At 74.9% G+C, this 18,771-nt stretch carries 19 protein-coding genes; 14 read left to right on the plus strand and 5 right to left on the minus strand.

Annotated elements, in window-relative coordinates; all coding sequences use genetic code 11:
• Positions 1 to 3 precede the first annotated feature (3 nt).
• The gene (locus ACA511_RS07345) at positions 4 to 945 is read right to left on the minus strand and encodes an NAD-dependent epimerase/dehydratase family protein (protein ID WP_375023288.1); all 942 of its coding nucleotides are present in this window, start codon (positions 943 to 945) and stop codon (positions 4 to 6) included.
• Positions 946 to 1,064: 119 nt separating this feature from the next.
• Between ACA511_RS07345 and ACA511_RS07350 the strand changes: the two genes are divergently transcribed.
• The 14 genes from ACA511_RS07350 (at position 1,065) to ACA511_RS07415 (ending at position 14,392) form a co-directional block, all read left to right on the plus strand.
• Entirely contained in the window at positions 1,065 to 1,793 is a 729-nt protein-coding gene (locus ACA511_RS07350; RefSeq protein ID WP_375023289.1) for a TetR/AcrR family transcriptional regulator, read from the plus strand.
• Positions 1,794 to 2,030: 237 nt separating this feature from the next.
• Positions 2,031 to 2,966, plus strand: a complete 936-nt coding sequence (locus ACA511_RS07355; protein ID WP_375023290.1) for a hypothetical protein — start codon at positions 2,031 to 2,033, stop codon at positions 2,964 to 2,966.
• 2 nt (positions 2,967 to 2,968) lie between these two features.
• Positions 2,969 to 3,880, plus strand: a complete 912-nt coding sequence (locus tag ACA511_RS07360; protein ID WP_375023291.1) for a hypothetical protein — start codon at positions 2,969 to 2,971, stop codon at positions 3,878 to 3,880.
• Positions 3,881 to 5,179 (plus strand): CpaF family protein, encoded by a 1,299-nt coding sequence (locus ACA511_RS07365; protein ID WP_375023292.1) that lies wholly within the window; start codon positions 3,881 to 3,883, stop codon positions 5,177 to 5,179.
• Positions 5,169 to 6,212, plus strand: coding sequence for a type II secretion system F family protein (locus ACA511_RS07370; protein WP_375023293.1), 1,044 nt, complete (start codon positions 5,169 to 5,171; stop codon positions 6,210 to 6,212). The genes ACA511_RS07365 and ACA511_RS07370 overlap by 11 nt, the downstream gene beginning before the upstream one ends.
• Positions 6,209 to 7,126, plus strand: coding sequence for a type II secretion system F family protein (locus ACA511_RS07375; protein ID WP_375023294.1), 918 nt, complete (start codon positions 6,209 to 6,211; stop codon positions 7,124 to 7,126). Before ACA511_RS07370 ends, ACA511_RS07375 begins: the two co-directional genes overlap by 4 nt.
• Positions 7,127 to 7,163: 37 nt before the next feature.
• Positions 7,164 to 7,385, plus strand: a complete 222-nt coding sequence (locus tag ACA511_RS07380) for a Flp family type IVb pilin (RefSeq protein WP_375023295.1) — start codon at positions 7,164 to 7,166, stop codon at positions 7,383 to 7,385.
• Positions 7,386 to 7,391: 6 nt separating this feature from the next.
• The gene (locus tag ACA511_RS07385) at positions 7,392 to 7,841 is read left to right on the plus strand and encodes a TadE family protein (RefSeq protein ID WP_375023296.1); all 450 of its coding nucleotides are present in this window, start codon (positions 7,392 to 7,394) and stop codon (positions 7,839 to 7,841) included.
• Positions 7,838 to 8,317 carry a TadE family protein gene (locus ACA511_RS07390; protein ID WP_375023297.1) on the plus strand — a complete coding sequence of 160 codons (480 nt, stop codon included), beginning with the start codon at positions 7,838 to 7,840 and terminating at the stop codon, positions 8,315 to 8,317. The genes ACA511_RS07385 and ACA511_RS07390 overlap by 4 nt, the downstream gene beginning before the upstream one ends.
• Positions 8,314 to 8,742: a pilus assembly protein TadG-related protein gene (locus ACA511_RS07395; protein WP_375023298.1), complete on the plus strand. Its 429-nt coding sequence runs from the start codon at positions 8,314 to 8,316 to the stop codon at positions 8,740 to 8,742. The genes ACA511_RS07390 and ACA511_RS07395 overlap by 4 nt, the downstream gene beginning before the upstream one ends.
• Before the next feature lie 61 nt (positions 8,743 to 8,803).
• The gene (locus tag ACA511_RS07400; protein WP_375023299.1) at positions 8,804 to 11,857 is read left to right on the plus strand and encodes a BTAD domain-containing putative transcriptional regulator; all 3,054 of its coding nucleotides are present in this window, start codon (positions 8,804 to 8,806) and stop codon (positions 11,855 to 11,857) included.
• Positions 11,858 to 11,994: 137 nt separating this feature from the next.
• Complete coding sequence (locus tag ACA511_RS07405) at positions 11,995 to 12,567, plus strand: hypothetical protein (protein ID WP_375023300.1); 573 nt, start codon at positions 11,995 to 11,997, stop codon at positions 12,565 to 12,567.
• Between the two features lie 14 nt (positions 12,568 to 12,581).
• Positions 12,582 to 13,736, plus strand: a complete 1,155-nt coding sequence (locus ACA511_RS07410) for a sensor histidine kinase (RefSeq protein WP_375023301.1) — start codon at positions 12,582 to 12,584, stop codon at positions 13,734 to 13,736.
• Entirely contained in the window at positions 13,733 to 14,392 is a 660-nt protein-coding gene (locus tag ACA511_RS07415; RefSeq protein ID WP_375023302.1) for a response regulator, read from the plus strand. Before ACA511_RS07410 ends, ACA511_RS07415 begins: the two co-directional genes overlap by 4 nt.
• 50 nt (positions 14,393 to 14,442) lie before the next feature.
• Here ACA511_RS07415 and ACA511_RS07420 read toward each other — a convergent pair whose 3' ends face one another.
• From ACA511_RS07420 to ACA511_RS07435, 4 genes are all read right to left on the minus strand, one after another.
• Positions 14,443 to 15,642 carry a hypothetical protein gene (locus tag ACA511_RS07420; RefSeq protein ID WP_375023303.1) on the minus strand — a complete coding sequence of 400 codons (1,200 nt, stop codon included), beginning with the start codon at positions 15,640 to 15,642 and terminating at the stop codon, positions 14,443 to 14,445.
• A gap of 102 nt (positions 15,643 to 15,744) precedes the next feature.
• Complete coding sequence (locus ACA511_RS07425) at positions 15,745 to 16,800, minus strand: NYN domain-containing protein (RefSeq protein WP_375023304.1); 1,056 nt, start codon at positions 16,798 to 16,800, stop codon at positions 15,745 to 15,747.
• 93 nt (positions 16,801 to 16,893) lie between these two features.
• Entirely contained in the window at positions 16,894 to 17,136 is a 243-nt protein-coding gene (locus tag ACA511_RS07430; protein WP_375023305.1) for an acyl-CoA carboxylase subunit epsilon, read from the minus strand.
• A gap of 28 nt (positions 17,137 to 17,164) precedes the next feature.
• Positions 17,165 to 18,757 carry an acyl-CoA carboxylase subunit beta gene (locus ACA511_RS07435; RefSeq protein WP_375023306.1) on the minus strand — a complete coding sequence of 531 codons (1,593 nt, stop codon included), beginning with the start codon at positions 18,755 to 18,757 and terminating at the stop codon, positions 17,165 to 17,167.
• Positions 18,758 to 18,771: the final 14 nt, after the last annotated feature.

Here is an 18,771-nt window from a genome sequence, read left to right on the forward strand (position 1 = left end):
AGCTTAATTACCGGCCCCGGCCGTCTCCCGGTAGGCCGCGACGATCGTTTCGAGGGCGTCGCCCAGCGGCGTCGGCGCCATCGCGAACGTCGACTGGAACGCGGAAGAATCCAGAATGTACGGCCTGTCGAACTGGTAGCGGGTCTCCCGCAGCTCCTTCAGCATCGGCGAGAAGAGCCCGAGCGCGGTGAACACGGGGCGCGGCGTCTCCGACACCCGCGGTTTCGGCGCGCCGGCGATCGCGCACAGCCGCTCGGCGACCTCCAGCGTGGACACGGCCGGGCCCGTCGGGACGTGCCAGGCCCGCCCCCACGCCCGCTCGTCCGTCCCGGCGATGGCGAGGGCCTCGGCGACGTCCGGCAGGTACGTCCAGGCGTGCGGGACGGACGGGTCGCTGAGGTAGGCCACCCGCTTGCCCGCCAGCAGCGGCTTCACGAACCGCGTCTCGCCGATGTACGCCTGGTCGGTGCTGCGCGGCCCGTAGTAGTCGGACGGGCGCAGTTCGGTCATCCGGATGCGCCCGGCCTCGTGCGCCGCCAGGGCGTCGTCCCACATCTTCGCCCGCACCCGTCCCTTGGTGCCGGTCGCGGCGAGCGGCAGGTCCTCGGTCATCGGGCCGTCCACCGGCCCGTACACGTACAGGTTGCTGAGCGTCACCAGGACGGCCCCGGTGTCCTCGGCGGCGCCGAGGAAGGACGACGCCATCGGCGGCCAGTCCTGCACCCACCGGTGGTACTTCGGGTTGACGCAGTTGTAGAGCGCGTCGGCGCCCTTGGCGATCTCGGTCAGGCGGCCCCGGTCCGCGACGTCGGCGGCGATCCGCTCGACCCCGTCGGGGCCCGACCCGGACCGCGTCACGACGACGACGTCATGCCCCCGCGCGGTGAGCCGCTCGGCCAGATGCGCCCCGACCTGCCCCGCTCCGACGATCACGTGCTTTCCCATGGTCCTGCTCCTTCATCTCTGAATCGGTGCTCCGTAATGAGAGCAATGCTCTCTCTTGAGAGCAGTGTTGTCAAGAGCAGTGCTCTCGGTTTGGTGCGTCGCTCTGCTAGCCTCGGGCCATGAGCGCTGGTCGTACGGCACGGGAACGGGTTCGGGCGGAGCTGATCCGGGAGATCACCGGGATCGCGAGACGGCAGCTGGCCACCGAGGGCGCGGCGGGGCTGTCGCTGCGCGCGGTCGCCCGCGAGATGGGCATGGTGTCATCGGCGATCTACCGGTACTTCCCGAGCCGCGACGACCTGCTCACCGCGCTGATCATCGACGGCTACAACGCCGTCGGGGAGGCCGTAGAGCGGGCCGACGCGAAGGCGCGGGCCGACGCGGAGGCGGGGGACGGCGCGGAGGCGGGGGACGGCGGCTTCGCCGGACGGTGGCTCGCCGTGTGCCGGGCGGTCCGCGGGTGGGCGCTGGAGCATCCGCACGAGTACGCCCTGCTGTACGGATCGCCCGTCCCCGGGTACACGGCGCCGGACGACACCGTCCCCGCCGCCGTGCGCGACACGGTCGTCCTCGCGCGGATCATCGGCGAGGCGCACGCCGCCGGCGCGCTGGAGCCGGCCGGGCCGTGCCCGCCCGCGCTCGCCGGGGACATGGCCCGGGTGCGCGCCGCCGTGTCCATGGACGTCCCGGACGAGGTGGTCGCTCCGGCCCTCACCGCGTGGGCCGGCCTGTACGGGACGGTCAGTTTCGAATTGTTCGGGCAATTCAACAATGTGATCGAGGAGCGGGCCGCCTACTTCGACCACACGATGACCCTCCTCGGCCGCCTCGCCGGCCTGAAAGCGTGACGCCGCGGGGTCTCACGGGCGCTCCGGAGATGTCCAGCATGTGGTCAGTGACGGGTGTGACTGGTGGTAAGTAGCCAAGTGTCCGACGAATTCGCAGGTCATCCCCGTGCGCCTGGATACGGAACGGCTTCACATCACCGAATCCATTGACGGGACCTTGCCGCCCCCGCAAGCATGGATCGCTCGGTATGCGCGGACGTCGCGGGACGGGGTCCGCGGGACGGCGGGAAGGAGCGCGTGGGCAGCGCGATGAAGGCCAACCAGTCGACCATCTCCGGCGGCGGCGCGGCGGGCTCGTCCGGCGGGACGGCGGGGCTCGGCCGGTCGGGGCTCGGCACCTCCGGGGGGCAGCGGCTTCCCACGTCCCCGCGCGAGCGCAAGCCCGCGCTCGCGGCGCTCGCGGTGCTGCTGATCCTCGGCGGCGCCCTCGCCAGCGCCTACCTCGTGATGGCGAGCGGCGAGCGGGTCTCGGCGATCCGCGTCGCGCAGCCGGTCGCGGCCGGGCAGCGGATCCCCGCGAGCGCCCTCGAAGAGGTCCAGATCGGCGACACCGGGATCCAGTACCTCGCCTGGACGGAGCGGGCGAAGGTGAACCGGCACATCGCGGCCGTCCCGCTGGTGCGGGGCGCGCTGCTGACCAACGCCATGATCAGCCCCGAGACCGCCCCGGAGAACGGGCGCGTCATCGTCGGGCTCGCCCTCAAACCCGGCCAGCTTCCGTCCAGCGACGTGGTCCAGGGCAGCCGCGTCACGCTCTACGCGGTCGGCGGCGGGCAGAGCGGCGGCCCGCGCGCGGGGACCGTCCTCGCCCAGGACGCCGTCGTGATCGGCATCGGCGGCGGGGGCGACGGCGGCGGCCCGACCCGGCTGCGCTCCGACCAGACCAGCGTGGACGTCGCCGTCCTGCCGGCGGACGCGGCGCAGGTGACGCAGGCGGCCTCCGCCGGCGCGGTCGCGATCGCGCTGATCCCGCCCGGCACGAAGGCGGCGCCCCAGAAGCAGAACCCGGGCGGCGGCGTGGAGCCCGTCCCGGGCGGCGCCACGCCGGGGCCGGGCGGCGCGACGCCGGGGCCGGGCGGCGCGACGCCGGGGCCGGGCGGCGCGACGCCGGGGCCCGGCGGCGGCACACCGGGGCCCGGCGGCACGCCGGGCGCGGGCACGGGCGGTAACTGACGGTGGCACTCATCGCGCTCGCGGCCGACAAGGGGGCGCCGGGCGTCACGACCGCGGCGGTCGCGCTCGGCGCCGTGTGGCCGCGGCCCGTGCTGGTGGCGGAGTGCGACCAGGCGGGCGGCGACCTCGTGTACCGGCTGCCCGCCGCCCAGCCGGAGGGCGGCGGGGACGGCGGCATGCTCAACCCGTCCCGCGGGCTGCTCAGCCTCGCCGCGACCGCCCGCCGCGGGCTGCGCCCCGACCAGGTCGCCGAGCACTGCCAGCGGCTCGTCGGCGGCCTCGACGTGCTCGTCGGGCTCACCAACGCCGAGCAGGCGCAGGCGATGACGTGGCTGTGGGGGCCGCTCGGCCGGGCGTTCGCCGGGCTCGCCCCGGTGGACGTCCTCGCCGACTGCGGACGGCTCGGCGCCGGCACCCCGCTGACCGAGCTGATGCGGGAGGCCGACATGGTCGTCCTGCTCACCCGCGCCACCCTCGAACAGGTCGCCCACCTGCGCGAACGCGTCGGCGCGCTGACCGAGGAGCTGCGCGGCGGCCCGCCGATCGGGGTCCTCGTGCTGGCCGACCCGCGCGACTTCCGCGGCTCGGTCGCCGAGGTCGACCGGATCATCGTGCGCAACCGCGGCCAGGCGCCCGGCCCGGCGCAGGGCCCGCCGCCGCCCGGCGTGACCGTCCTCGGCGGCCTGGCGCTCGACCCGAAGGGCGCCGAGCTGCTGTCCGGGCAGTGGGGCGGGCGGCTCGACCGCTCCCTCCTCATCCGGTCGGCGCGGGAGGTCGCGGCCGAACTCGTGGGACGGCTCGCGCCCGCGCCCCCGGCGGTCCGCGGCGGGGCCGTCCCGGCGGTCCCGGCGCCCTCGCCGCCTCCGCCCGCGCAGGTTCCGGCGGGCGGGCGGCACGAGGAGGGGAGCCGCTAGATGGACCACGGGCTTGTCAAACGCCTCCGCCAGGAGGTCGGCGACCGGCTGGCGCAGCAGCGCCGGCTGGACGCCGCGAACGGGCTGCCGCCCATGTCCGGGGAGGACGAGCGGCAGTTCGCCCGCGCGCTGATCGGCCAGGTGCTGGAGGAGTTCGCGCGCGGCGAGATCACCTCGGGGCGCCGCCCGCCGAACGCCGAGGAGGAGGAGGCGCTCGCCGCGGGCGTGCACGCCGCGCTGTTCGGCGTCGGCCGCCTCCAGCCGCTGCTCGAAGACCCCGAGATCGAGAACATCGACATCAACGGCTGCGACCGCGTGTTCATCGGCTACGCCGACGGGCGCGAGGTCATGGCCGAGCCGGTCGCCGAGAGCGACGAGGAGCTCGTCGAGCTGATCCAGATCCTCGCCGCCTACAGCGGGCTGTCGTCGCGCCCGTTCGACACCGCGAACCCGCAGCTCGACCTGCGCCTCCCGGACGGCTCGCGGCTCTCCGCCGTGATGGACGTGACCGTCCGCCCCGCGCTGTCCATCCGGCGCGCCCGGCTCGGCAAGGTCTTCCTCGCCGACCTCGTCGGCAACGGCACGTTCACCCAGGAGATCGGGCAGTTCTTCCGCGCCGCCGTGCTCGCCCGCAAGAACATCATGATCGCGGGCGCGACGAACGCGGGGAAGACGACGCTGCTGCGCGCGGTCGCCAACGAGATCCCGCCGCACGAGCGGCTCATCACCGTCGAGCGCGCCATGGAACTCGGCCTGGACGCCTTCCCCGAGCTGCATCCGAACTGCGTCGCGTTCGAGCAGCGGCTGCCGAACTCCGAGGGGCAGGGCGCGATCTCGATGGCGGAGCTGGTCCGCCGGTCGCTGCGGATGAACCCGTCCCGGGTGATCGTCGGCGAGGTGCTCGGCGACGAGATCGTCACCATGCTGAACGCGATGACGCAGGGCAACGACGGGTCGCTGTCGACGATCCACGCGAACTCGTCGGTGGAGGTCTTCAACCGCGTCGCCACGTACGCGATCCAGTCGGAGGAGCGGCTGCCCGTCGAGGCGACGCACATGCTGATCGCGGGCGCGATCGACTTCGTCGTGTTCATCGAGAAGCGCAACGAGTACGCGTCCGGGGGGCGGCTGCGCCGCTACGTGGCCAGCGTCCGCGAGGTCACCGGCGTGGACGGGCGGGTCCTGTCCTCGGAGGTGTTCGCGCTCGGGACGGGCGGGTACGCCGTCCCGGCCGCGCCGATCGCGTGCGCCGCCGAGCTGGCCGAGTACGGCTACGACCCGTCGGCCGGTGCCTGGTGAGCGGGGGCGGCGGCTGATGTACACGCCGGACGTCATGCTCGCGATCGTCGCGGGCGCCGCCGTCGGCGGCGGGCTCCTGCTGCTGGTCGTCGCGCTGCGCGGGCTGCCGGCCCGCTCCGGGCCCGCGCGCGGGCGCAGCCGCGAGGACCTGGTCCGCACCCTCACGACCCGCACCGCGATGGCCGTCGTCGTCGGGTTCCTCGTCCTGATCGTGACGCAGTGGCCGATCGCCGCCGCCGGGACGGGCGCGCTCGTCCTCGCCTGGAACGGCCTCGCGGGCGGCGCCGCCGAGGAGCGCCGCGGCATGGCGCGCCTGGAGGGCCTCGCCGCCTGGACGGAGTCGCTCCGCGACACGATCGCCGGCGCGGTCGGCCTCGAACAGGCCATCCCCGCCTCGCAGCGCGCCGCCGCGCCCGCCCTGCAGCAGCCGCTCCACAACCTCGTCGACCGGCTGCACACCCGCGTCCCGATGCCGGAGGCGCTGCGCCGGTTCGCCGACGACCTGGACGACCCGTCCGCCGACCTGGTGATCGCCGCGCTGATCCTGAACGCCAAGCTGCGCGGCCCCGGCCTGCGCGACATGCTGAGCGCGCTCGCGACCTCCGCCCGCGCCGAGCTGGACATGCGGCGCCGCGTCGAGGCCGACCGGCGCGCGACGCGGCGCAGCGTCCGCATCGTCGTCGCCGTCTCCGTGGGGACGGCCCTCGCCCTCGCCGTGTTCAACCACTCCTACGTCGAGCCGTACGACGACTTCCTCGGGCAGCTCGTCCTGTGCATCGTCGTCGCCCTGTACGGGGCCGCGTTCCTGTGGCTGCGCCGGCTGTCGCGGTACGAGCTGCCGGGACGGTTCCTCAGCGAGCCGCACCGGACGTCCGAACCGGGCGTGCCCGGCGAGGTGCCGAGCACCGTCGCCGGCTGGCAGGGCGGGCAGGGCGGGCAGGGCGGGCAGGGCGGGCAGGGCGGGCAGCCGCAGGAGCAGCCGCCCCTCCGCGGCCGGCACACCATGGACGCCGGCGGGGGTGGCGCGCCGTGAACGCCGCGATGATCGCGGGCGCCGTCGTCGGACTCGGCCTGTACGCGCTCGTCCGGGCGCTGTTCCCGGCCCGGCCCGGCCTCGCCGCCCGGATGGCCGCGCTCGACGCCGCCCGCCGCCGCGACCTGGAGGAGCAGCAGCTCGGCCGGACGTCCCCGACCCTCGAACGGGTCGGCGGCATGCGCGCGAAGGTGGGCCGCGAGCTGGCCCGGCTCTGCGAGGCGCGCGGCTGGCGGCTGCGCTCGGTCCGCGCCGACCTCGCGATCACCGAGCGGTCGCTGGAGGCGTTCCTCGCGAGCAAGTTCCTGCTGCCGGCCGCCGCGCTGCTGTTCATCCCGCTGATCGTCGCCTACTTCACGCTGCTCGGGCTCGGCACGTCCGTCGCCGTCCCCGCGTGGATCTGCGTGCTGTTCGCCGTGCTGTTCTTCTTCTTCCCCGACATGCAGCTCCGGCAGGAGGCGCAGGCCCGCCGGCAGGACTTCCGGCACGTCGTCGGCGCGTTCCTCGACCTCGTCTCGATGAACCTCGCGGGCGGGCGCGGCGTCCCGGAGGCGCTGATGACGGCGTCGAAGGTCGGCGAGGGCTGGGCGATGCACCGCATCCAGGACGCGCTGTCCAACGCCCGCATCACCGGGCAGACGCCCTGGCAGTCGCTCGGCCGGCTCGGCGAGGAACTCGACATCGCCGAACTGCGCGACCTCGCCGGGGCGCTCGCCCTCGTATCGGACGACGGCGCGCAGATCCGCAAGTCGCTCGCCGCCCGCGCCGCGTCCATGCGCAGCCGCGAGCTGTCGGAGCTGGAGGGCAAGGCCGGCGAGCGCTCCCAGTCGATGCTCGTCGCGCAGCTGTTCCTCTGCGCCGGTTTCCTGATCTTCCTCGCCTACCCGGCCCTGATGCGGGTGCTCGCGTCATGACCCGAGGGCCCGCCCCCGACCCCGTGGAGGTGTCCGAATGAATCCGCTGAACCCCTTCGACCATCCGTCCGTCCTGTACTGGCGCGCGATGCTCGGCGCCCGGATGGCCCGGCTGCGCTCGGACGAGGAGCGCAGCCGCGGCGCGTCCGCGATCGAGTGGGCGATCATCACCGCGATCCTCGCGCTGATCGCGATCACGATCGGCGCGGTGATCCAGAAGAAGATCCAGGACAAGGCCAACAGCATCAACACGGGCTGACCTCCGATGCGGCTCCGGGAACGCGCGGCCCTCCTCCTGCGGTCCGACGCGGGCGTGTCGTCGATGGAGTGGGCGCTGCTCACACCGATCCTCATCCTGGTGATGCTCGTCGTCGTGCAGTTCGCCATGGTCTTCCACGCCCGGCACGTCGCGCTCGCCGCGGCGCAGTCGGGCGCGCGCGTCGCGCGGACGTCGCCGGTCGGCGGCGGCTGGGAGGGCGCGGCGAGCGCGAAGGCGGCCGGCTCCGTCCGGGAGATCGGGCCGGACCTGCTGAGCGGGCTCCAGGTGCGGGCGGGCGAGGAGAACGACGAGCGGTGGGTAGAGGTCAGCGGCGAGGCGGTCCAGGTCGTCCCGTTCATGACGTTCCACGTGTCGCAGCGTTCGCAGGGGCCGATCGAGTGCTTCCGGCCGGACGTCGGCGCGGGCACCGCCTGCGGGCAGGAGGCGGGCCCGTGAGAGCGCGCGGTGGCGAGCGGGGCGCCCTGCGTGTTGGCGAGCGCGGCTCGATGTCGCTGGAGATGGTGCTCGTGACCCCCGTCTTCATCGCGTTCCTGCTCTTCCTCGCGGGCGCCGGGCGGATGGTCGACGCCAAGAGCCAGGTGGACGGCGCCGCCCGCGACGCCGCACGGGCCGCGTCCATCGCCCGCAGCGCCGGGTCCGCGCAGAACCTCGCCGCCGACACCGCGACCGCCGGGATGCGCGGCACCGAGTGGTGCTCGGGCGGCCCGTCCGTCCAGACCGACGTGTCCGCCTGGGGGCCGGGCGGCAGCGTCGGCGTGACGATCACCTGCGACGTCGACCTGGGCGACCTCGCGTTCATCGGGCTGCCCGGCAGCAAACGCCTCCAGGGCCACGCGATCGCGCCCGTCGACACCTTCACCAACCGGGGGACGGACGAGGGCGACGCCGGCGACCCGGGAGCCGCGCCATGAGGACCGCCGAGCGCGGGGACCGCGGGACGATCGCGATGTACACGGTGCTGTTCACCCCGGTCGTCCTGCTGCTGGCCGGGCTGCTGGTGGACGGCGGCCTCGCCATCCACGCCCGGCAGCGCGCCGCCGACATGGCCGAGCAGGCCGCCCGCGCCGGCGCGAACCAGATCGACGCCGACGCGCTGCGCGAGACCGGCCGGCCCGTCCTCGACCCGGGCCGGGCCCGCGCGGCGGCGTGCGACCTGATCGCGGCCTACCCCGACCGGGTCACCGCGTCCCAGTGCGACGCGAACGAGCAGGAGGTCGCGGTCACGGTGCGGATCAGCGTGCGGCCGCAACTGCTCGGGATCATCCCCGGCTTCGGCGAGTTCGAGCTGACCTCCGGCGCGACCGCCCGCCCGGTCACCGGAGGAGACGGGCCGTGATCGAGCGGGAGAACGGACTTACGATGAGGGCGACCTCCGGCGAAACGGCAGGGACGCGATGGTGACGCGGCATGATCGGCGGACGCCCGTCCGGGTGAACGGGCGCCGGAGCACGGGCGATGTGCTGGCCGGGATCGGCGCGGTGGCGGCGCTGGCCGCGCTGATGGCCGGTGTCCCGTTCGCGCTGCTGACGCTGTTCGGGTCGCCGCTGCCCGACCACGTGCCGTCCGCGTCCGACCTCACGCAGAAGGTGGGGCCGGGGTCGCTGATGGCGATCCTGGTGGCGCTGGTGTGGCTCGCCTGGCTGCAACTCGCGGCGTGCGTCGTCGTCGAGGTGTACGCGGGGGTGCGCGGTGTCGGCGTGCCCGCGCGGGTGCCGCTCGCGGGCGGGACGCAGTCGCTCGTGCACCGGCTCGTGGTCGCCGCGCTGCTGCTGTTCACCGCCACCACCACGATCATGCCGGCGTTCACCGGCGGCGGGCTGGCGCAGCGTCCGCCGGCGGCCGCGCAGGCGCAGATGCAGCCGCAGTCGGCGGGGTTCCACCAGGTCCCGGACGCGCCGGAGCACCCGGCCGCCGCCGACCGCGTCGCCGAGGACCTCACCGCGAACCCCGCGGAGAAGTCCGCCACCACGAAGATCTACACGGTGCGTCCGCCGGACGGACGCCACCACGAGAGCCTGTGGGAGATCGCCGAGAAGTGCCTCGGCGAGGGCCGCCGCTACAAGGAGATCTACTCCCTCAACAAGAGCCACGTCCAGCCGGACGGGACGCGCCTGACGATCGCCAGCCTGATCCGTCCGGGCTGGATCCTGGAGATGCCGGCGGACGCCAAGGGCGCGAAGGTCGTCCCCGTCAAGGACCTGCACGACTACTTCCGCTACGGGCACGCCGTCCCGGACGAGCCGGCGAAGCCCGCGCCCGCGCCGGAGCCCGACCCGGCGCCGCCGCAGCAGCAGCCGACCCAGCCGCCCGCGTCCCAGCCGCCCGCCTCGCAACCACCCGCGTCCCAGCCGCCCGCCGCGCAGCCGCCTGCCTCCCAGCCACCGGCGTCCCCGGCGCCCGAGCAGACCCAAGCACCGGAAAAGACCCAAGCGCCCGAGCAGAGCCAGGCGCCCGAGCAGGGCGCGCCCCAGGAGTCCGAGCCCGCGCATCCGCCCGCGCACGGGGACGGGCGGTCCGGCGAGACGGGCGGCGGTGCGGAGGCCCCCGGCCAGGGCTCCCCGGACCACGAGGAGACCGGCGCGGCGTTCGACCTCGGCTGGCCGCAGGGCCTCGCCGCGGCGTCGCTGGTCGCCGCCGGGCTGCTCGCCGTGCTCGGCCGCCGCCGCCGCGTCCAGCTGTGGAACCGCGCGTTCGGGCACATGGCCGTCCGGCCGGAGGGGGAGGCCGCCGAGGCGGAGCGGGCGCTGCGGATCGGCGCCGACGACGACGCGGCGAAGCTCCTCGACCTCGGCCTGCGGCACATGTCGAAGTCCATGGCGGCGGGCGGCCGCGCCCTCCCCACCGTCTACGGCGTCCACCTCGGACGCGGCAGCCTCGACCTGTGGATCGCGCCCGCCGACCGGAACCCGCCCGCCCCCTGGCAGGCGTTCGACGACGGCCAGGTGTGGCGGCTGCGCGGCGACGCGCTGCCCATGCTGGAGGCGGCGGGCCTCGGCGACGTCCTCGCCCCCTACCCGGGCCTGGTGTCGATCGGCACGAACGCCAACGGCCGCATCCTCGTCGACCTGGAGGCCGCGCACGGGCTGATCGCGCTGCGCGGCCCCGACGACGTCCGCCGCGCCGCGCTGTCCGCGGTGGCGCTGGAGCTGGCCACCAACCGCTGGTCCGACCACATGCGGATCACCCTCGTCGGGTTCGACGCGGAGTTGGGCGAGGGCATCACCGAGATCGCCCCGGAGCGGGTCCGGTCCGTCCCGACGCTCCGCGACGCGCTGCCCGAGCTGGAGGGGCGCAGCGAGGAGGTGCGGCAGGCGCTCGCCGCGTCCGGCGTCGACTCGGTGCTCACCGGACGCTGCCGCGGCGTGTTCGGCGAGGCGTGGATGCCGCACTACCTGATCATGGCGGACCGCCCGGACGAGCAGGAGGCCGACCGGCTCGTCGCGCTCGCCCGCACCGGGACCCGGATGGCGGCCGGCTACATCGTGCCCGGCGAGGTGCAGGGCGCCACCTGGACGTGGGACGTCGACGCCGCCGGACGCCTCCAGGCCGGGGTGCTCGGCTTCGACGTCGACGCGCAGCTCGTCCGCGACGACGACTACCGCGGCGTGTTCGAGCTGTTCCGCACGGCGGGGCGGCTCGACTCGGTGGAGCTGCCCGGCCTGGCCGGCGGCGCGGAGCCGCCCGCCGCGCGGGAGGCGTCGGTCGACATCCGGCTGCTCGGCCCGATCGAGGTCGAGGCGCCGGGGCCGATGGACGAGAGCCGCCGCGAACTGTGCACCGAGCTGCTGGTGTACCTCGCCGCGCACCCGGAGGGCGTCCACCCGACGGTGCTGTCCGGCGCGATCTGGCCGCGCGGCGCCGGCGCGGGCGTCCGCGACGCGGCCGTGGCGCGCGTGTCCGACTGGCTCGGCAGGGACGCGCGGGGCCGCCCCAACCTGTACTACGACGAGCGCGGCCGGATCAGGCTGGGCTCGGAGGTGCGGGTCGACATCGCCATGTTCCGCTGGCTGGTGTGGCGGTCGGCGGCCGAGCCCGCGTCCGAGACGGCGTACATGGCGTACGCGCTCGACCTCGTCCGCGGCCCGCTGCTCGCCGGCCGGCCGCGCGGCCGGTACGCGTGGCTGGCGACCCACGACCTGGAGTACGAGACGCCCGCGCGGATCATCGACGTCGCGCACCGGCTCGTCGTGCTGCGGCTGGACGAGGGCGACGCGCGCGGCGCGGTCGGCGCGGCCCGCGCCGGGCTGCGGCTCGCGCCCGAGGACGAGGGCCTGTGGCGCGACCTGCTCCGCGCGACCCACGCGACCGGCGACGTCGCCCAGGTGCGGGTGGTCGTGGACGAGTTGCGCGACCGCATCGGCCGCGACCCGTTCCTCGACCGGCTCCAGCCCGAGACCGAGTCTCTGATGGAGGAGCTGATCCCCGACTGGCACCGCGTCGGCTCCCGGTAGCGCGCCGTCCCGCCGCGTCCGGCCCGCCGCGTCCGGCCCGCCTCACGCCCGCGTCCCGCCTCCGTCGCGCGAGGGAGGAGAGAGATCGCCGGTGTCGGCGATGCCGGGGCCGGGCCGCGCGAACGAGGATTCGGGGCATGAACAGAAACCATCCCTTCATCGCCGCGCCGCTCCTGGTCACCGTCTACGGACTCGTCCGCCTCCTGGACGGGCTGGATGGGCGCGGCCCCGGATTCTTCTGGACGGCCGGGCACGCGGCCTTCCTCGCGGCGCTGGTCCTCTTCGTGCCGGCTCTGCTGGAGATGCGGAGGCGGGCGGGGCGCGGCCTCCTCGCCACGGTGACGGCGGTGGTCGGACTCGGCGGCGCCGGGTTCGCCATGGCGCAGATCGCCATCGACATCGCCGTCGGCGTCCTGGCCGCCGACGACGCGGGCATGCAGCGGATGTTCCAGGACGTCAAGAGCGTCCCCGGGGTCGGTCTCGCGGTCTACGACGCCGGGCCCCCGCTGTTCTACCTCGGCCTGCTCGCCGCGATGATCCACCTCGTGGCGGTCCGCGCGGCGCCGGTGTGGGCTCTGGCGGTGCTGGCGTCCGGCGTGGTGGTCTCGGCGGTCGACCTGAACCTGCTGCCGCTCGGCGGGCTGCTGATGACCGCCGCGCTCATGCCGCTGGCCCGTCCGGCCCGGGTGCGGGTCCCCGAATACGCATGACAGAATCACACCCCGTGTCCGCTTTGCCAGTCTTTGTGTCGCTGCGGCGGCTGACGGCGTCGCCCTGGTCGGACGCGGCGCTCGCCGCCGCGGCGACGCTCGCCCAGATCTGGCCGCTGCTGACCGTCCCGGACGACGGGCGGCCCTGGCACTGGTGGGGGTACGTCGCGGCGGCCGGGGCGTCGCTGCCGCTGGTGTGGCGGCGCCGCGCGCCGGTACCCGTCCTGATCCTCTGCGCCGCCTTCGGGACCCTCTACGACGCCGTCGACCACATCGCGCCGCAGCCGCTCTGGTACGGCCTGCTCATCGCGCTCTACACGGTGGCCTCCCGGTCCCGGCAGCGGGTGCGGCTGCCGGCGGTCGCCGTCCTCATCGCAGGCGGTCTGGCCACCGTCGGCTCGGCCGACACGGCGTTCCGCGGAGTGATCCTCTACGTGACGGTCTACGCGCTCGGCCGGGCCGCCGCCGGGTCGAGGGCGCAGGGCGCCGTCCTGGCGGAGCGCGCCGAACGGCTGGAGCGCGAACGCCGGGTGGACGCCGAGCGGGCCGCCGAACGCGAGCGGACCCGGATCGCCCGGGACATGCACGACGTGCTGGCCCACTCCATCAGCCTGATGGTGGTGCAGGCCGAGGCCGGGCAGGTGATGATCGGCGACGCCCCCGACCGCGCCGCCGCCGCGTTCGACGCGATCGCCGACACCGGCCGCGACGCCATGGACCAGCTTCGGACCATGCTCAGCGTGCTGAAGGAGGACGACGAGCCGCGCGCCCCGCAGCCGACGGTCGACGACCTGCCCGCGCTGGCCGACCGGGTCGCCGGGGCCGGGCTGACCGTGCGCTGCACCGCGGAGGGCGAGCCCGGCCCGCTCCCCGCCGCCTCCGGTGTCGCCGCGTACCGGATCACGCAGGAGGCGCTGACCAACGTGGTCAAGCACGCCGGCGCGGCGAACGCCGAGGTGCGGTTGAACTGGACGGAGGACGGCCTGGTGATCAGCGTCGTGGACGATGGGCGGGGCGCGGGCACCGGCCTGCCGTCCGGCGGCAACGGGCTGATCGGCATCCGCGAGCGCGCCGCGGCGTGCGGCGGCGCCGCGTCCGCCGGGCCCCGCGCGGACGGCCCCGGCTTCGAGGTGTCGGCGCGGCTCCCGCTGGCGGGGGCGACGCCATGACGATCCGCGTCGTGGTCGCCGACGACCAGGAACTGGTCCGTGCCGGCTTCGCCATGATCCTCTCGGCGCAGCCGGACATCGAGGTCGTCGCCGAGGCCGGGGACGGCTTCGAGGCGGTCGGCGCGGTCCGCGCGCACGAACCGGACGTGGTGCTGCTCGACATCCGGATGCCCGGGATGGACGGCATCGAGGCGGCCCGGATCGTCTGCGCCGAGACCGGTTGCCGGGTGGTCATGCTGACCACGTTCGGGCAGGACGACCACGTGTTCGAGGCGCTGCGCGCCGGCGCGAGCGGATTCCTGCTCAAGGACGTCCGGCGGGACGATCTGGTGCACGCCGTCCGGATGGTCGCGGCCGGCGACTCGCTGCTGGCGCCGTCGGTGACCCGCACGCTGATCGCCGCGTTCACCTCCGGCGCGGCGGTGCGCCCCCCGCAGGCCGGGCGGCTGGACGCGCTGACCGCCCGCGAGCGCGAGACGCTGCGGCTGCTCGCCCAGGGGCTGACCAACGGCGAGATCGCCGCCGCCCTGGTGGTCAGCGAGCACACCGTGAAGACGCACGTCAGCAACGTGCTCACCAAGCTCGGGCTGCGCGACCGGGCGCAGGCGGTGATCGCCGCGTACGAGACCGGGCTGGCCGTGCCCGGCCGGATCTGACCGCTCGGCGGCGGACCGGCGCCGCGCCGGTCCGGGCTCGGACGGCTCGGTTAGCGGTAGAGGCCGGTGCCGCCGAGCGAGTAGCGGCCCGGCTGCGGATGGACGCACAGCCCCGTCGGACGGCCGCCGACGCGGACCTTCCGGACGACGCGTCCCGTCCGGGTGGACACCGCGTAGACGAGCCCGGCGGGGTCGGCGAGCCACAGCGCCGTCCCGTCCGACGACACGCCGCCGGGGACGGGGGAGCCGCCGCCGGGCAGCGGCCAGCGGGACACGACCCGCCGCGTCCGGAAGTCGACGGCGGTGAGCGTGCCGCCGCCCACGACGAACAGCCGCCGCGCGTCCCGGCTGATCGCGAGGCCGCGGGCGCCCGGCGCGGTCGGCACGAACCCGAGCCGGGTGAACCGCCGCGCGTCGACCAGCCACACGCCGCCCCGGGCCGCGTCCGCGACGTAGAACACGGCGCCGCTGGGCGACAGCCGGAGATCGCCGGGCCGCGCCCCGGCCGGGAGCGGGACCGTCCCCGCCACGCGGCGGCCCGCGAGGTCGACGCGGATCAGCGTGCCGGCGGCCGTGCACGTCGCGACCATGGACGTGCCGCCGGACGGGAAGTCCGCGTGGGCCGCCGAGCACGGTGTCGGCAGCGACGCCCGCAGCGCCATCGTGCGCGGGGCGCGGACGTCGATGCGGCGGCTCGCCAGCACGAGCGCGTCGCGGCCGTCCGGCGTGAAATAGAGCCCGGCCGGACCGGTGACGCCGACCGGCCGTCCCCGCCGCTCGCCGCGCGGCCCCACCGGGACGAGCAGGTCGTGCGCGCGGTCGGCCGCCCACAGTCGGCGCAGATCCCACGACGGGACGACCCGCGACGCCGCCGCCCCGGTGCGGAACCGCCCGACGACCCCGGCCGTGCCGGGGTCGATGACGTCGATGGACCGGCCGTTCGCGACGTAGATCCGCGGCGGCAGCCCGCGCGCGTTCGGCGCGATCATCCCGGGCCCGGTGGCGGCGTAGACGCGTCCGCCCGCCGGGGCGAGCGGCACGCCGCCGCCCGGGTCGGCCGCGCCGCGCTCGCCGTCCGGCCGCGCCCGCAGGTACGGCGCCGGCCCGCCCAGCCCCACCACCGGGTCGTCCGGCGACGCCCGCCCGGGACGGTGGAACGGAACGGGCGACCCGCACCCGGTCAGCACGCCGGCCGCCATCGTGAGGGCCGCGGCGAACGGCAGTGCGGCGGCCCCAGGTCGTGCCCGCATCACGGCGGGGACCTTACCGACTGGCGACGCTCAGTGCCCGCACAATCGCGAAACGTGCAAGAGCCTGCGGTTGCGGGGGGACGCCCCCGGTAAGGGCGACGGTCAGTCGGACTTGCCGATGCCGATGCCGAACTCGCGGTAGACGCGCTCCCAGAAGCCGTCCCGCAGCCACGTGCGGGCCTCCTGGTAGGGGCGCAGCGAGCCGCCCAGTTCCTTCTCGGCCTCGATCAGCAGCTCCTTGTCGATGACGGGCGGCAGGATCGGGCCGGGCAGCAGGTCGCGGATGTTGTCCCGGCCCCGCTCGAAGATCCACTTCTGCGCGACGTGCTCGCCTATCTCCAGCATGTGGTCGCGGTCGGGGCCGAGCTTGACGTCGGCGGGAGCGGCGGTGGAGTTCATCGACGCGGCCACGGTGGCGGGCGTCGCGCCGCCCGGCACCGGGACGGTGGCGCGGACGGCGGCGGGCACCGGCTTGACCGACGGCGGCTTGCCCGCGAACACCTGGGACGGGGACGGGACGGGGTTGGCCCGCTGCGCGGCGGCCGCGGCGTCCCGGACGGCGGCGGCGCTGCCCGGCGCGGGCACCGGCAGCACCTTGGCCTTGGTGAAGTAGGGACGCAGGAAGTCGGCGGCCAGCACCTCGACCGTGTCGGACTCCCAGACCAGCCACTCGGCCTGGTTGGAGCCGTGCGTCGGCTCGACGCCCCACAGGTGGACGCGGACGCCGTAGCGCTGCGCGGCCTCCACGGCGGGCAGCATGTCCTCGTCGCCGGCCAGCAGGACCGCGTCGGTGATCGCGCGGTGCCGGGCGAGGGCCTCGAGGTCGGCGCGCAGCTGCGCGTCCACGCCCTTCTGCTGGCCCTGCGCGTTCAGGTTGCCGAGGCGCAGCTTCACCAGCGGCAGGTTGGCGATCACGCGCTGGTCGACCGTCGGCTGCTTCTTCGGCGCCGCGTCGAACCAGTACACCCGCAGGAGCTCGCCGCGCCGCTGCTCGTCGGCGTGGTCGGTCAGGGCCTTGATCAGCTTCTCGGCGGCCACCCGGTACTCGCGCCGCGATCCGCAGCCGAGCAGCAGCGCGCCCGAGGCCGCGTATAGGTATCCCGCGTCGACGAAGATCGCATAGCGCGCGGGCTGGGCAACGTACTCCGAGGTGGCCATGGCCTTCCACCTTATTCGTGCGGAGCCCCCCGCTGGGTGCGAACCACGGTTACATGTCGCATCCGGCGGACCGGCGCGGGACGTCCGCGCCGGTCAGCGGGGTAGGCCGCTGGCCCGCCAGGCGCCCCGCCCGCGCGGCCCGAGGTCGCCCGCGAACGTGTTGCGGACGAGCCGGGACCGGTCCGCCCAGCGGGACGGGCGGCCGGGGCCCTCGCCGTCCCGGGCCGCGGCGGCGGCCCGGGCGCGGGCGGTCAGCACGGCGACGAGCGCCGCGATCTCCGCCGGGCCCGGGTCGCCCCGGACGATCCGCAGGAAGGGTTTCTGCTCGGCGCTCACGAAACCTGGCCTTCCGGGCGTGTCCGCATCACAGGGGGATGTTCCCGTGCTTCTTCGGCGGCAGCGTCTTGCGCTTCTCGCGCAGCGCCCGCAGCGCCCGCACGACCTGCCCGCGCGTCTCCGACGGCTTGATCACGTTGTCGATGTAGCCGCGCTCGGCCGCGATGTAGGGGTTGGCGAGGGTGTCCTCGTACTCGGTGATCAGCTCGGCGCGGCGGCCGTCCGGGTCGTCCGCGGCGGCGAGGTCGCGCCGGTACAGGATGTTGACCGCGCCCTGCGCGCCCATCACCGCGATCTGCGCGGTCGGCCACGCCAGGTTGACGTCGGCGCCGAGGTGCTTGGACCCCATGACGTCGTACGCGCCCCCGTACGCCTTCCGCGTGATGATCGTGACGAGCGGGACGGTGGCCTCGGCGTAGGCGAACAGCAGCTTCGCGCCGCGCCGGATGATCCCGTTCCACTCCTGGTCGGTACCGGGCAGGAAGCCGGGGACGTCCACGAACGTCAGCACCGGGATGTTGAACGCGTCGCAGGTCCGGACGAACCGGGCCGCCTTCTCGGACGCGTCGATGTCGAGCGTCCCGGCGAACTGCATCGGCTGGTTCGCGACGATGCCCACCGAGTGGCCCTCGACCCGCCCGAACCCGATGATGATGTTGGGCGCGAACAGTTCCTGGACCTCCAGGAACTCGCCGTCGTCCAGCACGCCCTCGATCGCGGTGTGCATGTCGTACGGCTGGTTCGGCGAGTCGGGGACGAGGGTGTCGAGCTCCTCGTCCAGCTCGGTCACGTCCACCGGCACGTCGAACGCGGGCGCGTCGGACAGGTTGTTGGACGGAAGGTACGACAGCAGCGCCTTGACGTACTCGATCGCGTCGTCCTCGTCCGACCCCTGGTAGTGGGCGACGCCGGACTTGGAGTTGTGCGAGTGCGCCCCGCCCAGCTCCTCCATCGTCACCTCTTCGCCGGTGACCGTCTTGATCACGTCCGGCCCGGTGATGAACATGTGGGACGTCTGGTCGACCATGACGATGAAGTCGGTGATCGCCGGGGAGTACACCGCGCCGCCCGCGCACGGCCCCATGACCAGCGAGATCTGCGGGATGACGCCGGAGGCGTGCACGTTCCGCTTGAAGATCTCCGCGTACAGGCCGAGCGCGACCACGCCCTCCTGGATCCGCGCGCCGCCGGAGTCGTTGATGCCGATCACCGGGCAGCCGGTCTTGACCGCGTGGTCCATGACCTTGACGATCTTCTCGCCGAACACCTCGCCGAGGGACCCGCCGGAGACGGTGAAGTCCTGGCTGAACAGCGCGACCGGGCGGCCGTCCACCGTGCCGTACCCGGTGACGACGCCGTCGCCGTACGGCCGGTTCCTCTCCATCCCGAAGTTGGTCGAGCGGTGCCGCGCCATCTCGTCGAACTCGACGAACGAGCCGGGGTCGAGCAGCGCGTCGATCCGCTCCCGGGCCGTCATCTTGCCCTTGGCGTGCTGCTTCTCGACCGCGCGCGCCGAGCCGGCGTGCACCGCCTCGTACCGGCGCCGCTCCAGGTCCGCAATCTTTCCCGCCGTTGTGTGGATGTCGAAGTCCACGGGCGGTTCAGGGGCTTCCATCGCCATGCCGGTCAGGGTAA

Origin of the sequence: Actinomadura sp. GTD37 (assembly GCF_041951365.1) — a bacterium.
GTDB lineage: Bacteria > Actinomycetota > Actinomycetes > Streptosporangiales > Streptosporangiaceae > Spirillospora.